Source organism: Streptomyces ureilyticus (assembly GCF_011045025.1).
Lineage (GTDB): Bacteria > Actinomycetota > Actinomycetes > Streptomycetales > Streptomycetaceae > Streptomyces > Streptomyces ureilyticus.
The window spans coordinates 18438-32162 of sequence record NZ_JAAKZX010000040.1 but is presented as its reverse complement, the minus strand read 5'-3'; the positions used below and the strand labels follow the sequence as shown (position 1 = coordinate 32162).

The window sequence follows — 13725 nt, the reverse complement described above, 5'->3', positions numbered from 1 at the left end:
CGATCGTTCCGAGTTGAGTCGTGCCCCAGGAGGCCCATCCCCATGAACCTCAACGCCGAGCTGCACGCCTTCTACCAAGCCCGCCAGCAGCAGATCCCCGCCGAGATACGCGAGATCATGCGCCGGGCCGGCCAGGAACTCGCCGACTCCGGCCAGTCCGACCGCGCCCTGACCGTCGGTACCCAGGCCCCCCGCTTCACCCTCCCCACGGCGACCGGACACACCCTGTGCCTGGACGACCTGCTCGCCGAGGGCCCCGTCGTGCTGACCTTCTACCGCGGCGCCTGGTGCCCGTACTGCAACATCGCGCTGCGCGCCCTCCAGCAGCACCACGACGCCATCACCGCACGCGGCGCCCGCCTGGTGGCCGTCTCCCCGCAGATCCCCGACGAGTCCCTCACCCTGACCGAGAAGCACGCCCTCACCTTCGACGTCCTCAGCGACCTCGGCTCCGACATCGCCAAGCAGTACGGCCTCGCCTTCGACCTCCCCGACGACCTCGCCGCCGTCTACGACAAGCTCGGCTTCGACCTCCAGCGCGTCAACGCCGGCCACCCTCGCACGCTCCCACTGCCCGCCACGTACGTCATCGACCGCGCCGGCACCATCCGCTGGGCCTTCGCCGACACCGACTACACCCGCCGCGCCGAACCGGCCGACATCCTCACCGCCCTCGACACCCTGGGCTGACCCACCAGCGCGGCGGCCAGTACGCACGGTTGCGCCTGCACGTCGGGCGGCTCAGCGCTCCCCGGGACCAGGGGCCGGGCGTACCGCATGGCGGGCCCCTGGGTTGGCCATGAGGTGGCGAGGGTCGGTGGCGCGGGTGATGGCGGACTCGACGGCGGCGACGCGGTCGGCGAGGAGGCCGAGGGCGGCGACGGCCCTGGTGAGGGGGTCGCCGTCCGGGCCGCCGAGGGTCTGTGTGCGGACGTACGTGGCCCTCAATTCCGCCCAGCGCGCCGTCTGTTCGGCGGTCAGCATGCCGCGGAGTTCGGCCAGTTTCAGCAGGTTGGCCTCGGCTCCGGTGGTGAGAGTCTGGGCCTCGGCCGCGTAGTGGTCGTCCAGGACGGCGGCCAGCTCCGCGTCGTTCATGACGGGCTGGATGCGCTGGGTGATCTTGTTCATGTTGCGGTAGGAGCCCTGGAGTTGGAAGGGCGGCTCGGTGCGTGTGCTGTCGGTCTGGGCGGCGGAGGCGATGTAGGCCGCGTTCACCGCGAGGACCGTCTCGCGAGCGGTGAGCAGGTGGCGCAGGACCGCGAGGATCTGCTCCAGTTCGGCGGGGGCGTACGGGTGGGTGAGCTGGTCGGCCCTGGCCGTGGAGTCGCCTTCGGCCAGCCGGATCAGCAGGTCGAGGTCGGCGCGGTCGCGGCCCGCGAGGGGAGCCAGGAACGCGTTCGCGGTCAGGGCGTTCTCGATGAAGCTGACCGCGAAGGCGTTCTCCTTGCCGGTCAGGACGTCACCGAGGTTCCATACGTCGGCACGGTTGGCCAGCATGTCCGGGACGCGGAAGCGGCTGCCCGACTCGGTGTAGGGGTTGCCGGTCATGCAGACCGCGAAGCGCTTGCCGCGCAGGTCGTAGGTGCGGGGCTCGCCGTCCCGTACGCCCTCGATGCGGCGTGTGGCGTCGCACAGTGGGATGAACTTCTGCAGCAGCTCGGGCGAGGTGTGCTGGATGTCGTCGAGGTGGAGGAGCGTGTTGTTGCCCGCCTCCAGGGCGAAGTTGATCTTCTCGATCTCCTGGCGGGCGGTGACGTTCGGGGCCTCGGCCGGGTCGAGCGAGGTGACCGTGTGCCCGAGGGCCGGGCCGTTGACCTTGACCAGGACGAGACCGAGGCGGTCGGCGACGTACTCCATGAGCGTCGTCTTGCCGTAGCCGGGCGGCGAGATGAGCAGCAGCAGACCGCCGCTGTCGGTGCGCTTGCCGTCGCCGGTCGTGCCGAGCTGTTTGGCGAGGTTGTCGCCGATGAGGGGGAGGTAGACCTCGTCGATGAGGCGGTTGCGGACGAACTCGGTCATCACTCGCGGGCAGTACTCGTCCAGTCGGACACGGGACCGCTCGGCGGCGACCAGGGCCGTGCGCTGCCGCTGGTAGGTGCGGTGTCCGGGCACGTCGTGGGCGCGGAAGTCGCCGGTGCGCGCGAGGAGTTCGTCGATGCGGACCGTGAGCGTACGGCCGGTGAGGCGCGGGTGGGCGCCCAGAAGTCCCCCGACCGTCTCGGTCAGCGGCGCGTCGGACTCGTAGCGCGTCAGGTCCGGGCAGAGTTCGGCGGCCACGGCTTCGGCGAGGTCGCCGGGGTCGAGGTCCGTGCCGGTGACGGAGGTGTACGCGGACAGCCACGCCTCCACCAGCTGGCGGCGTGCGGCGAGGTCGTCGAGTGCGGCGAGGTCCTCGTCGTACGCCGAAGTGCCCACCGTGCGGCGGAACTTGTCGAGCAGTGTGCGCGCGGCCGAGCTGATGACGAACCCTTCGGGTCCGGCCGTCAGCTCCTCGAAGAGGTACGCGGCGGCGAGAGCGCCGGTCTTCTCCTGGCCCATTGCGGTCGCCAGCTCCGCCTGGAAGTCGGCGATCGCCGGGGCGAGCCCGAACGTGTCCCGGGCGCGGGCCAGCGACACAGCGCGGCGAGTCCAGGCCGCGCGCTCGTCGTCGGTGGTGCCGTGGGCCCAGAAGAGCTGTGCGGCGGCGCGGGCGGCTGGCCGGTGCCGCAGCGGGCCCGCCGCCTCGTGCAGCCGCAGCAGCACGGCGAGGATCGCGGTCGCGTCGTGGTCGTGGACGCCGCGCTCGTAGCCCTCGTCGTACGACGCCTCCGCGGCCTGTCGTACCAGGGCGGCCAGGTCATCGGTCTCGGCCAGCGCGGCCGGGCCGTGCTCGTCCAGGAGCCGGGCGGCGAGGTGTTCGGCCCGGTAGACGTCGGGGGACTCCGAGGGCAGCGGCCGGTCCCAGTACGGGCGAGTGGCCGCGAACCCCGGGTCCGTCACCGGCGAGCGGTAGTCCGTGCCGGTGAGCGCGAAGGCGAGACCATCTCCGTGCGGGACCAGCGTGAGGTCGAGCGGCTGGGTGTTGACGGCGAAGCGGTGGCGGCCCAGGCGGAGGGTGCGGCCTCCGTCCGCGTACAGGTCGGTGCGGTCACGCAGAGCGCGGGACGCCTCCTGACGGGCGGCCTTCAGTCGGCCGTCCAGCTCCTCCGCACGCACCTGGTCGCCCAGTTCGCGCAGCTCGTCCGCCGTACGCCGGACCTTGGCGACCATCGGGTCGGAGGCGAAGTACGTGCTGACCGCCTCGGTGTCGGCGAGCGTGGCGGCGCGGCGTGCCACGGTCTGAAGGACCCGGGAGGCCGAGGCGGCGAGCTGTTCGGCCCGGCGGGCGCGGGCGTCGGCGAGGGTCTGCTTGCGTGCGGAGAACGCCTCGTAGACCTCGGTGCGCTTGTCCGCCAGCTCGCCGAGGAAGTCGTCGAAGTCGGCGAAGCGTGCTTCCAGGTTCTCCAACTGGACCAGCAGACGGGCGAGTTGCTCGTCGCAGGACTCCACGCTGTCGGCGGCGGTGAGCGCGCCGGCGGCGGACTGGCCGAGGAGGGCGAACTCGGCAGCGAACTCGGCGCGCCCCTCGTGGTCGAGGAGTTCGCGGCGGCGGGCGTCGAGCGTGGCGCGGGCACGGTTGACGCCGCCCAGGACCTCGGCGATGCGTTCCAGGATGGACGTACGGACCGTGGCGTCGCCGATGTCGATTCCGGCGACGACCTCGGTGACGGTCTGCAGCCCGTCTGTCAGTTCGTCGAGGCGGGCCGTTACGGGTGCGGCCTCGACGACGGTGGCGAGCGACTCGGCGTCCGCGACGAGTTGTTCGAGGTCCTGGTGGTGGCCGGTGAAGGCGTCCTCGCGAGCCAGGAAAGCGACGGCACGCTGCCCGAAGGTGGCCAGGTCCGCCTCGGCGCCGGCGGCGAGTTCGTCGATACGGGCGGTGTCCGCGTACCGCATCTCCTTCAGGGTCAGCAGATGCCCCTGGGCGTGGCGCAGTTCGGTCAGACCGCTCACCCAGGCGGCGGCGTCCCGCGGTGCCTCGCCCCGCAGGCGCCGCACGAGCGAGGCGATGCGTGTGGCTGCCTCGCCCAGCGCGTCGGAGGCCTGCCGGGTCAGGGCCTGCACGGTCTCGAACTCGGCCAGCACCTGCTCGGCGGTGACCCGCACCTGCTCCAACGGAGCGCGCAGATCGCCCAGTTCGGGGTCGCCCAGCCAGTGGTACGAGTCCGCCGCCCGGACGCAGGCAGCGGCCAGCGCCGCGTACACCTCGGTCGTCGGGGTCGTCTCGGTGACGGCGCGCGTGACGGACAGGCAGTCGGAGATGCCGCGTACGAGGTCGGCGTTGCCGACGCGGGCCAGCGGTCCGGTGCCGGTGGGGGCGGTGGCGGCGTGCGTGTCGGAGACATACGGGGACTGCCAGATCTGCAGAGGATGCACGCGGGCCGGTTCGTCACTGTCGGCCCGCAGGACCATGAGTGTGCCGTCGTCGAACAGGGCCCAGCCGTGGCAGGACAGCGGGGTGGCGACCTCCTTGCGGATCATGTTGTACGGCAGGAGGAGGCTGCGGCCCTCCACGCGCGCGTGGAACGCGAACAGCACGTCCTCGCCGTTGGGAGAGCGGACCACGCGCTCGTACTCCAGGTCGGCCGTATCCGTGCCGTCGAAGGTCTTGTACGCGCCCGTGGCCAGGCAGTAGCCGCCCGGGAAGACGATGCCCTGGTCCTCGGGCAGGCGGCGGCAGGCCTGCCCGATGCCGTCGAGGCGTACGACCGCCTTGGTGAGCGTGTTGAACACCAGGTACCGGTGGGCGTCCTCCTTGTAGGGGCGGATCCGCAGCAGGATCAGGGCCCCCACGCGCGCGTGGGCGATGTCCGCGTCGGCCAGCGACTGCAGCGGCTCGTCGACCGGCTCGGCGTAGATCCCCTCCCCGGTCTCGGTGTTGTCCTCGACCTTGACGGTGAGGGTGCCGCCGACCGTCTCGACGAAGAGCTCGCCCTGCACGGACACGTGCGGGTGGCGGCCGAGGACGTGGTCCTCGCGCGTCGCGTCGGTCCACTCGAAGTCGTGGGACGGCGGGAAGACGTGGTCGCGCTCGCCGCGTGCGTCGAGGAAGGTCGCCCGGCCGTCGTCGGACAGCGCCCAGCGCAGGACGCGGATGTCGTCGGTCTTCTCCCCGGTCTGGAACACCGCCAGCAACTTGCCGTCGATTCGGCGTAGTTGGAGGAGGTGGGCCTGACGGTAGTAGCGGTAGAGGGCTGCGAACTCCCGTACGAACGCGGGGTCGTCGAGGAGACCTGGGACGACGTCTTCGGGCAGCCGGTTCAGGTCGTGGTCGTGCAGCGCGAAGACGTCGCCCACCGTCGTCTCCGGCTTGAGGCCGAGGAACACGTTGTAGCCGAACAGCAGGTGGTCGCCGACGGCGACGATGTCGCGCGGCACGCAGTTGTGCTCGGTGCGGATGCGCTCGGTGCCGGTGAGTTCGAGCCGCGTCGAGCCGAACTCCTCGGTGCGGCGGGCGTTGAGCGCCTCGGCGCGCCGGGCGAGCTCGCCGGCCTGCGCGGCGAGACGGTCGCGCAGCACTTCGTACGTACCGGTGTCGAGTACTTCGTGCGTACCGGTGTCGAGCGTGTCGTACGTACCGGTGTCCAGGCCGGTTGCCATGCTCCAGCTTCCCTTCACATTCACGCAGTTCGCGAAAGAGGGGGTCCGGAGCCGCCGTCCCCTGTGCGGCGGCTCCGGACCCGTTGGGGCGGGTGATCAGGCCTTGACGCCGCCGTTGAGTTCGGCGAGCGGCAGGTCGGCCAGGCCCAGTTCGCCCGCCCGGTCCATGAGTTGCTCCAGTCGGCCTGCGTTGGCTCCGCCCGTGTTCATCAGCTTCATCAGGAGCGCGGAGACGGTCAGGTTCTGCACGTCGGCCGTGGAGACCGAGCCAAGGACGCGGCTCAGGTCGTCGGTGAAGCTCGACGTGCCGTCCAGCCAGGGCCCGGCGAGCGCCTGCGCGGTCTCGGAGTGCTGGACGAAGCCGTCGACGCTCTTGCCGAGCGCGATCGAGGAAACGAGACGGTCGAAGAAGACGGACTCCCCGCCGACGATGTTGATGTCAGCGTTCTCCAGGCCGGTCGCCAGCACCGTGGCCTGTGCCTCGGCGACCTGCCGCTGCACGTCCAGACCGGCCAGCCGGATGTCCTTCTCGGCCTCCAGACGCAGCCGGTACTCCTCGTGGCCGCGGGACGCGTCGTCGAGGGCGGCCATCGCGGCGGCCTTCTCGGTCAGACCGGCCGCCTCGGCCTTCAGCTTGCCGCCGATCGCCTCGGCCTCCGCGTGGGCCTTCGCCCGTGCCCCCTCGGCCTCCGCCTTGAGGCGTGCCTGGGTGGCCTCCGCCTCCGCGAGGCCGGCCTTCTCGATGACCTCGGCCTCCTTGTCGCGGACCTGGACGGCCGCGAGTCCTTCGGCCGCCGCCTCGGCCTGGATGCCCTCGGCGAGCCGCAGCTTGGCCCGCGCGTCCAGGTCGGCGGCCTTCAACCCCGCTTCCGCGAGCGTGAGTTGCTCCGCCGCGCGGTGCGTGGCCGCCTGCTCGGCCGCCTCCGCCGCCTTGATGTCCTTGACCAGCTTCTCCTGCGCCTCCGCCTCGGCGGCGATGATCACGGCCTGCCGGCCGCGCTCGGCCTCCTCCACGGCGCGCAGCTTCTTGATGGACTCCTCCTGCTCGGCGACCGTACGGTCCACCGCGACCCGCTCCCGGATGACCTCGGCGATCTCCCGCTTCTCCGCCTCGACCTCCTTCTCGGCGGAGATCCGCGTCAGCTCGGTCTCCCGCTCCCGGGCGATGACTTCGAGGAGGCGGTCCTTCTCGATGCGCTCGTTCTCGATGGCGATGACCCGCTCGCGGTTCTTCTGCGCGACGGCCACCTCACGGGCCTGGTTCTCACGCTGGATGCCCAGCTGCTCCTCGGTCTTGAGGAACGCGCCCTGCGACCGCAGCCGCTCCTCCTCCATCACCCGTGCCGTCTCGGCCTCTTCCCGGGCCCGTACGGTGTCGATCTCCCGCTTCTGCTTGATCTCCGCGTCGGCCTGGCGGCGCTCCAGTTCGAGGATGGCCTCCCGGGCGTCGACGTTCTGCCGGGTGATCTCCTTCTCCTCGGTGCGCTGGAACTCGTTGGTGCGTACGTGCTCGATGGCCGTCAGCTCGGTGATCTTGCGGATGCCCTGCGCGTCCAGGACGTTGGCCGGGTCGAGCTGGGTCAGCGGCGTCTGCTCCAGGTAGTCGATCGCCGCGTCCTCCAGGCTGTAGCCGTTGAGGTCGATACCGATGATCTCGATGATCCGGAAGCGCAGTTCCTCGCGCTTGGTGTAGAGGTCGGCGAAGTCCAGCTGCTTGCCGACGGTCTTCAGCGCCTCGGAGAACTTGGCGTTGAACAGCTCCTGCAGCGTGTCCTTGTCGCTGGCCCGCGCCGTGCCGATCGCCTGGGCGACCCTGATGACGTCCTCGGCGGTCTTGTTGACCCGTACGAAGAACGAGATCCGGATGTCGGCACGGATGTTGTCCCGGCAGATCAGCCCGTCCCGGCCGGCCCGCATGATCTCGATGGTCTTCACCGAGATGTCCATCACCTCGGCCTTGTGCAGCACGGGCAGCACGACCTGCCCGGTGAAGGTCACATCGACCTTCCGCATCTTCGAGACGATCAGCGCCTTGCCCTGCTCCACCTTGCGGAACAGCCGGGAGAAGACGAACAGCAGGGCGAGTGTGGCGAGCAGGACAACGGCGACGAGCACGCCGATGCCCACAGTGGTGGCATCCATGGCATACGTCCTTGAGGCGTAAGGGAGTTGAGTGGTGAGGGTGGAAGGCGCCGGGGTGTATCCGGGTGGCGGCGCGGCTCAGGCAGCGCGGTCCCGCGGACTGAGCGCGTCGGCGCGATCCCGCGGGTCGAGCACGGCGGCACGCGGCATGGGGCGGACGGGTTCCTCGACGTCGGGGGCGGCATGCGGCGAGGTCGCGCCGTCGCCGACGCGGGCCTCGGTGACCTCGGTGCGCCGGGGCGGCTCGGGTTCATCGGGGCAGAGGCGGTGCAGCGGCCGTACGAACAGGCAGGTCAGCCGCCAGGCGGCGAGCAGCACCCCGATCGGCACCACCAGGCGCAGCAGTCCGCCGAGGATTCCCGAGGGCACGTACGCGTCCAGCAGGATCGCCGCCCCCAGGCTGAGGAACCAGGCAAGCACCGTCAGCAATGAGAATGCGACCGCGACCGGCACCCCGCCCATGCCCCAGGCGTCGAGGTCCGCCTCCGCGTCGAAGCTGTCGGAGCCGGCCGCGCCGAAGGCGACGAGAACCCAGAATCCGACGGCCACGACGAGGGCGGCGGTGAACAGGAGGGTGGGAAAGCCGCTGGCCGCTTCGAGAAAGGCCCGCATGTCCACCCCCGCTCATCACGTCATCGCATCTGGTCTGTGGAGAGGAACAGGCCCTGGTGCCGGGTATCGGCGTCCCTGCCGATACCCGGCACCAGGGCTACCTGCGGCTTCCCCCGAGGACATCTTCCCTGCGGGAGACCCGCCCTCGCATTGCCGGATCCCGGCAGCATTCACCCGGGCCTCCATGCCGGTTCCCGCTAAGAGGGCGTCACTGGCGCATCAAGAGGCGGGGCACTCCAGGAAACGAACGTCGTCCTCCTGATGCACCAGAGGGATGGCCCGGAAACCGGCAACCAGACCGGGCTCGTCGCTGCCGGGTCACCCCCTGACTCGGCACCGTCGGACGGCCACCATTGGCGCATGGCCCGCTTTCAGCACACGGTGACACTCACCCCCGTACCCCGCCGCTGGTTCGAGTCGTGCGTCGTCATGCTCCACGACCTCGCAGAGAGTCTCGAAGAGGACGGGGCACGGCTGCGGCTGCCCGACGGACGTCACCTGCCCGAACTGTTCCTGGACAAGGGACGCCATCTGCAGCGAGGCGCCCGTTACCACCCCGAGAGCGACGAGGAGGGGCCGGATCTCGACGCGGCGCTCACGGTCCTGGCCTGGGACCGGCGGCGGGAGACGGCCCTGGAGATGGTCGCCCTCGACGACAACCCCCACAAACCCACGCATATGGTCTGCACGCTCAGACTCACCAGCGTCGAACGGCCACGGGAAGCGGAGCTCTCGGGGAAGGCGCAGGCAAGCGGCGGCAGATGGACGAGGTACACCAGCGGCAGCGGACGCCTCCACCTTGACCTCGGCGCGTGGTGGCCGTCCGCAGCGGGCCGCGGCCGCCGCACGGGGCCACCCGTCACCGGCACCCTCGACCACCCACTCACCCGCGCCACGGCGACGGTCGTACCGCGTCCGGCACAGGACGGGCGGTGGCGAGTCACCGTCAAGGTACGAGTCACGGGCCGCTCCTTCGCCCGTCTGCTGCTCCCCGTCGCCATGGCCGTCTTCCGACGGCGGGCCCGCGCAGCCTTCGCCGAGGCGCTGGACGAAGCGGCGGAGGAGTGGAACCGGCAGGTACCGGAGCTGGTCAGCAAGGACCCGGAACAACTGCGCCTGGAACTTGTCGAGTCGCTGTTCAAGACCGACGAGGAACATCAGGCGTAGGCAGCGGGACGTCGTCGGCGACGAACACGTCCGGCTTCCGATGCCCGCCCGGCTCCGCGCCCGCCGCCTCGGGAGTCAGTCGTGGCCGGACACTGGCTCCGGGCCGTCGCAGGCCCCAGCGGTGCTGCGGGCCTCGGCGGTGCTGCTCGCGGCGGCTTGAAGGCGGACAGGGATGCCGTTGGCGCGCAGCACCTCGCGTACGTCGAGGATCAGGGGGGAGACCTCGTGGTTGCGGTCCTCGCCCTGTTGCTCCCAGGCCCGCTGCTCGGCTTCAACGGCCATGCGGTCCTCGGCGAACACGCGCTCGGCAAAGCGCCTGATGAGCGGCCAGGCGAGATGAAGGGCGCCGGGAATCCCGGGCCTCTCGATCATGAGGAGGCCGTAGGCGTGACAGCTGCGCTGCTCGGCGTCCTCGGGCACGTACGCGGCCCAGAGGCTGAAGGCCGGACGCTCGGCGTTCTCCGGGACGAGGTCGAGTGTCTGGTACGGGTATGCGGTGCGGATCGTCATGACGTCGCGGGAGTCCCCGCCGCCCATGCCTTCGGCGGCCAGCAGGGAGGCGCCGCGGTTCCGCTTCCCGCCGGCATGGGTGAACAGGTACGTGGCCTCCACCGACCGTGGGCCGGTCCGGTACTCCAGCAACTCCGGGTGGAGCCTGCCGACGACGCCCCGGTGGAGGAACTGGTGGTTCATGTCGAGCAGGTTCTCGTGCATGAACGAGTAGTGGCAGCGCACCGTCCGGGAGAAGGTCATGGTCCTGTACTTCGGTGAGCGGAAGGCCGGCAGGTCGGGCAGCGCGGTGACCGCTGCTTTCTCCGGGTCGCCCGGGAAGACGAACACGAGGCCGTACGCCTCGCGGACCGGGTAGCCGCGCACGCCGCGCGGCGGCCGGCCATCGCCTTTGGACAGGTACGGGATCTGAGAGATGCGGCCGTCGCCGCGATAGGCCCACGCGTGATAGCAGCAGCGGAGTGTCTCGCCCTCCACGACACCCATACTCAGCGGCACCTGCCGGTGGGCGCACCGGTCCTCCAGCGCGTGGACGGTTCCGCTCGCCCCGCGGTAGAGGGCGATGCTCTCGCTTGCGAACGCGGTCGCGAGCACCCGTCCTGTGCGCACACTCCGGGACAGTGCGACCGGGTACCAGAAATCCGGGTTCGCTCCGACGCGCCGAAGGTCGTCCACGGCGGACCTTGGATCGCGATACCCCGAGGGCGGACTGCTCCCGGACCTGTCGGCGTCGGCCTCGGTCATGCCTCTCCCTCGTACCTCGGACAGCACCCTCCATCCTGGCCGCCGCCCGCCGCCATGCCCTGCCGGCGCGTCCGGACGGGTGAGCGGCTCGGCACCCGGCGCCGCCCGGCCCGACTGCCGAATGATCAGCAAGGCGGCGGCTGAGCCGCCCTGTCCGGTCCCGCCGCGGAGGCCTGCCGGCCAGGAGGGCCGGATGAGGTGCGGGAGAGCCGATAGGAGCGCACGACGGCGACCACACACGCGGTGACGAGCGTGGCCGCCCAGCCGCCCAGGCCTCGCAGGGGGCCCGACGGGGACGTTCCGGCCTCCATGCCGCGCGGCGGCACGTGCCCCTTCGCGTCGCACACGACGGCGAGCTCGTCGCCGGGCTGGGTGGCCTGGCCGCAACCGCGCCAGATGCGGACCTTCAGCGGTACGCCGTCACTGTCGGCCACCGAGCAGAGGTAGCGTCCGCGGCCGGAGAGGGCTCCCGGCCCGCCCTCGACCGCCGTCACCACTGCGGACTCGACTCGCCCCCGCTCCGCCAGAACCAGGCCCACGGCCGCCTGGGGCGCCTGAAGCGCGAGGCAGACCCCGAGCAGGGCGACGATGCCGACCAGCGCGCGTCCGGCCCGCACCACGCAGAGATACAGAACGAGCGCGACAGCACACACCAGGCCGCCCTCGCCGCCCGCCAGCCCGGGAATCCCGTACCAGGCACCGACGACCGCAGCCCCGACGATCGCCCCCGCTCCAAGACATCCGACCAGGAGCCCTTCAGCTGCCAGCCACCACGGCGGCAGGCCGACGAATTCGGCGGGCCCCCACACCGTGCTCCGCAGATGCGCCATCAGGTGCGCTTCCGGCATGGGCCCGGGGCGACGTCTTCGGCGCATGCGCGTCTCCCCTCCCAGCGTTGCCCGGCTCCCTTGCATTATGCAAAACCCGCCAGGCACTGAGAAGCGGTACTCGAATACGACGGTGCCTCGAGGGCTCCGTCCGCCTGCGCGCCGGTTTCAGACCGTCCGGCCGGAGTGCCTCGGGCCATCCGGCCGGAGTGCCGGGGCGGTTTTGTCAGGCGTCCCGGGCCACCGGGACGTCCACCGCCCAGCCCAACGGGTGCGGTTCCGCATCATCCAGAGCCGTCACGAGCGGCTCTCCGCCGGCCTCGTTGAAGGCGTTGAGGGCCTCGATGAGGGCCAGCCGCTGCGTAGGGGTGAGCCGCTCGACGATCGCGGCGATCTCGGCGCGGCGCCGGGCGGTGACGTCCTCGACCGTACGGCTCCCCTCCGCGGTGAGCTGCAGGAGGGTCTCGCGGCGGTTGCCGGGGTTGAGGTGCCGGTCCGCGAGCCCGGTCGCGATCAGCCGGTCGACCATCCGCATCGCGGTGGACGGCGCCACCTGGAGCAGGTCGGCGAGCGTAACCAGCTTCGTGGCCCCGCGTGTGGACAGCACCACCAGCATCCTGAACTGCGGGAGCGTCACTCTCTCCTCGACCTCGGCGAGGGAGCGAGCGGAGACCGCCACCAGCAGCCGTGACGCCGTCAGCACCGCACGGGTCACCGCGTCAACATCTTCCATCGCCCCCGCGGGGGTCTCGCGCTCCGGCATACGTCCTTTCTACCGCGCCGAAGTCACCGCTCATCCCTGCGATGGGAACCGATTTCCCCTACCCATGACCGTGGTACCGGAGCAGGAGCATCGCGGCGTCGTCGTGGGGCGGCCCGTCAGCATGCTGGGCAAGGTCCGCACGCAGCGCCTCCAGGGCACGGTGCGCGTCGGGATCCTTCAGCAGGTGCGCGCGCTCGCCGACGGGATAGAAGCGGCCCTCCTCGTCGCGGGCCTCGGTGACGCCGTCGGTGTACAGCAAGAGCTGCTCGCCGGGGGCGAAGTCCACCCGATAAGGCTTCGGGCCCTCGCCTCCGTGAGCGCCCAGCCCCAGCGGAAGGGCGTAGGCGGGCGGCTGCGGGAAGTCGGCGGTGCCGTTACGGCGTACGACCATCGGGGCCGGATGGCCGTAGTTGAGGAAGACGGCCTCGTGGCGTGCGCCGATCTCGGCGAGGATCGCGGTGACGAACTTCTCGCCCTCCAGCTCCCGGGCCACGCTCCGCTCCAGGCGCTCACCGAGCCCCGCCAGGTCCGGCTCGTCGTGCGCCGCCTCCCGGAAGGCACCGAGGACGACGGCCGCCGTCTCCACGGCGGCCAGGCCCTTGCCCTGCACATCGCCCACGATCACCCGGATGCCGTGCGGCGAGGCGACCACCTCGTACAGATCTCCGCCGATGCGCGCCTCTGCGACGGCCGAGGTGTACGACACCGCTGCCTGCAGCGGCCCCGCCGTCAGCGGCACCGGCCGCAGCAGCACCCGCTGGGCCACCTCCGCGATCGACCGGACACTGGCCAGCTCCTCCTCGCGCCGCGAGCGCATCACGGCTGCCGCGATGCCCACCCCCGTCACGCCCGCCACCGACGCCAGAGCCGTGAAACCGCGTCGCTCCTCGAACAGCAGCCCGTCGTACAGCCCGAGTGCCACGCACAGCACCAGTGCCGCCAGTCCGAACACCGCCGTACGACGCCACCCTCCGACCAGCCCGGAGAACGCGGGCCCGAGCGACACGAGCGGGAGAAATCCCACCCCCGGCCCGGACACGACGTCCGCGACCGCCACCGCGGCCATCACCAGCACCGGCATCCAGGAGAGCACCGTCAAGCTCGATGGCGGCTTGTGGTCGGTCATGGCGTACTCCAGCGGTGTCGAGGCGCTCGAGAGCCGCCCCTTTCCTCCGCAGGCGCGCCTCCCCCACCTTTAGACTATGCAAAGGTTGCCCGAGTGAGGAGGCTCCCGACCCGGGGCCTTTATCCAATCGAGTCCGTGAGCCGACATTCCCGATA

Annotated in this window: 9 protein-coding genes; 2 read left to right on the top strand and 7 right to left on the bottom strand. The window is 71.1% G+C overall.

Going from position 1 to position 13725, the window contains the following annotated elements:
- The first annotated feature begins 42 nt into the window (after nt 1-42).
- Nucleotides 43-690 (top strand): peroxiredoxin-like family protein, encoded by a 648-nt coding sequence (locus G6048_RS15420; protein ID WP_165340097.1) that lies wholly within the window; start codon nt 43-45, stop codon nt 688-690.
- Nucleotides 691-741: 51 nt separating this feature from the next.
- Here the strand turns inward: G6048_RS15420 and G6048_RS15415 are convergent, their stop codons facing one another.
- The 3 genes from G6048_RS15415 to G6048_RS15405 form a co-directional block, all read right to left on the bottom strand.
- Nucleotides 742-5679 (bottom strand): DNA repair ATPase, encoded by a 4938-nt coding sequence (locus G6048_RS15415; protein WP_165340096.1) that lies wholly within the window; start codon nt 5677-5679, stop codon nt 742-744.
- Between the two features lie 96 nt (nt 5680-5775).
- Nucleotides 5776-7821, bottom strand: coding sequence for an SPFH domain-containing protein (locus tag G6048_RS15410; protein WP_165340095.1), 2046 nt, complete (start codon nt 7819-7821; stop codon nt 5776-5778).
- Between the two features lie 78 nt (nt 7822-7899).
- Complete coding sequence (locus tag G6048_RS15405) at nt 7900-8433, bottom strand: hypothetical protein (RefSeq protein ID WP_165340094.1); 534 nt, start codon at nt 8431-8433, stop codon at nt 7900-7902.
- 360 nt (nt 8434-8793) lie between these two features.
- Here G6048_RS15405 and G6048_RS15400 point away from each other — a divergent pair, with 360 nt between their 5' ends.
- Nucleotides 8794-9600, top strand: a complete 807-nt coding sequence (locus G6048_RS15400) for a hypothetical protein (RefSeq protein ID WP_165340093.1) — start codon at nt 8794-8796, stop codon at nt 9598-9600.
- Between the two features lie 75 nt (nt 9601-9675).
- On the opposite strand, the gene G6048_RS15395 is transcribed toward G6048_RS15400, so the two are convergent.
- From G6048_RS15395 to G6048_RS15380, 4 genes are all read right to left on the bottom strand, one after another.
- The gene (locus G6048_RS15395) at nt 9676-10854 is read right to left on the bottom strand and encodes an aromatic ring-hydroxylating oxygenase subunit alpha (RefSeq protein ID WP_165340092.1); all 1179 of its coding nucleotides are present in this window, start codon (nt 10852-10854) and stop codon (nt 9676-9678) included.
- A gap of 125 nt (nt 10855-10979) precedes the next feature.
- Complete coding sequence (locus G6048_RS15390) at nt 10980-11729, bottom strand: hypothetical protein (RefSeq protein ID WP_235989879.1); 750 nt, start codon at nt 11727-11729, stop codon at nt 10980-10982.
- Between the two features lie 178 nt (nt 11730-11907).
- Nucleotides 11908-12444 (bottom strand): MarR family winged helix-turn-helix transcriptional regulator, encoded by a 537-nt coding sequence (locus G6048_RS15385; RefSeq protein ID WP_165340091.1) that lies wholly within the window; start codon nt 12442-12444, stop codon nt 11908-11910.
- A 58-nt stretch (nt 12445-12502) separates the two neighbouring features.
- The gene (locus G6048_RS15380; RefSeq protein WP_165340090.1) at nt 12503-13570 is read right to left on the bottom strand and encodes a PP2C family protein-serine/threonine phosphatase; all 1068 of its coding nucleotides are present in this window, start codon (nt 13568-13570) and stop codon (nt 12503-12505) included.
- Nucleotides 13571-13725 lie beyond the last annotated feature (155 nt).

Bases quoted from the DNA above. Each gene is read 5' to 3' on its own strand.
- G6048_RS15420 (WP_165340097.1), top strand. From the start codon at position 43: ATGAACCTCAACGCCGAGCTGCACGCCTTCTACCAAGCCCGCCAGCAG.
- G6048_RS15415 (WP_165340096.1), bottom strand. From the start codon at position 5,679: ATGGCAACCGGCCTGGACACCGGTACGTACGACACGCTCGACACCGGT.
- G6048_RS15410 (WP_165340095.1), bottom strand. From the start codon at position 7,821: ATGGATGCCACCACTGTGGGCATCGGCGTGCTCGTCGCCGTTGTCCTG.
- G6048_RS15405 (WP_165340094.1), bottom strand. From the start codon at position 8,433: ATGCGGGCCTTTCTCGAAGCGGCCAGCGGCTTTCCCACCCTCCTGTTC.
- G6048_RS15400 (WP_165340093.1), top strand. From the start codon at position 8,794: ATGGCCCGCTTTCAGCACACGGTGACACTCACCCCCGTACCCCGCCGC.
- G6048_RS15395 (WP_165340092.1), bottom strand. From the start codon at position 10,854: ATGACCGAGGCCGACGCCGACAGGTCCGGGAGCAGTCCGCCCTCGGGG.
- G6048_RS15390 (WP_235989879.1), bottom strand. From the start codon at position 11,729: ATGCGCCGAAGACGTCGCCCCGGGCCCATGCCGGAAGCGCACCTGATG.
- G6048_RS15385 (WP_165340091.1), bottom strand. From the start codon at position 12,444: ATGCCGGAGCGCGAGACCCCCGCGGGGGCGATGGAAGATGTTGACGCG.
- G6048_RS15380 (WP_165340090.1), bottom strand. From the start codon at position 13,570: ATGACCGACCACAAGCCGCCATCGAGCTTGACGGTGCTCTCCTGGATG.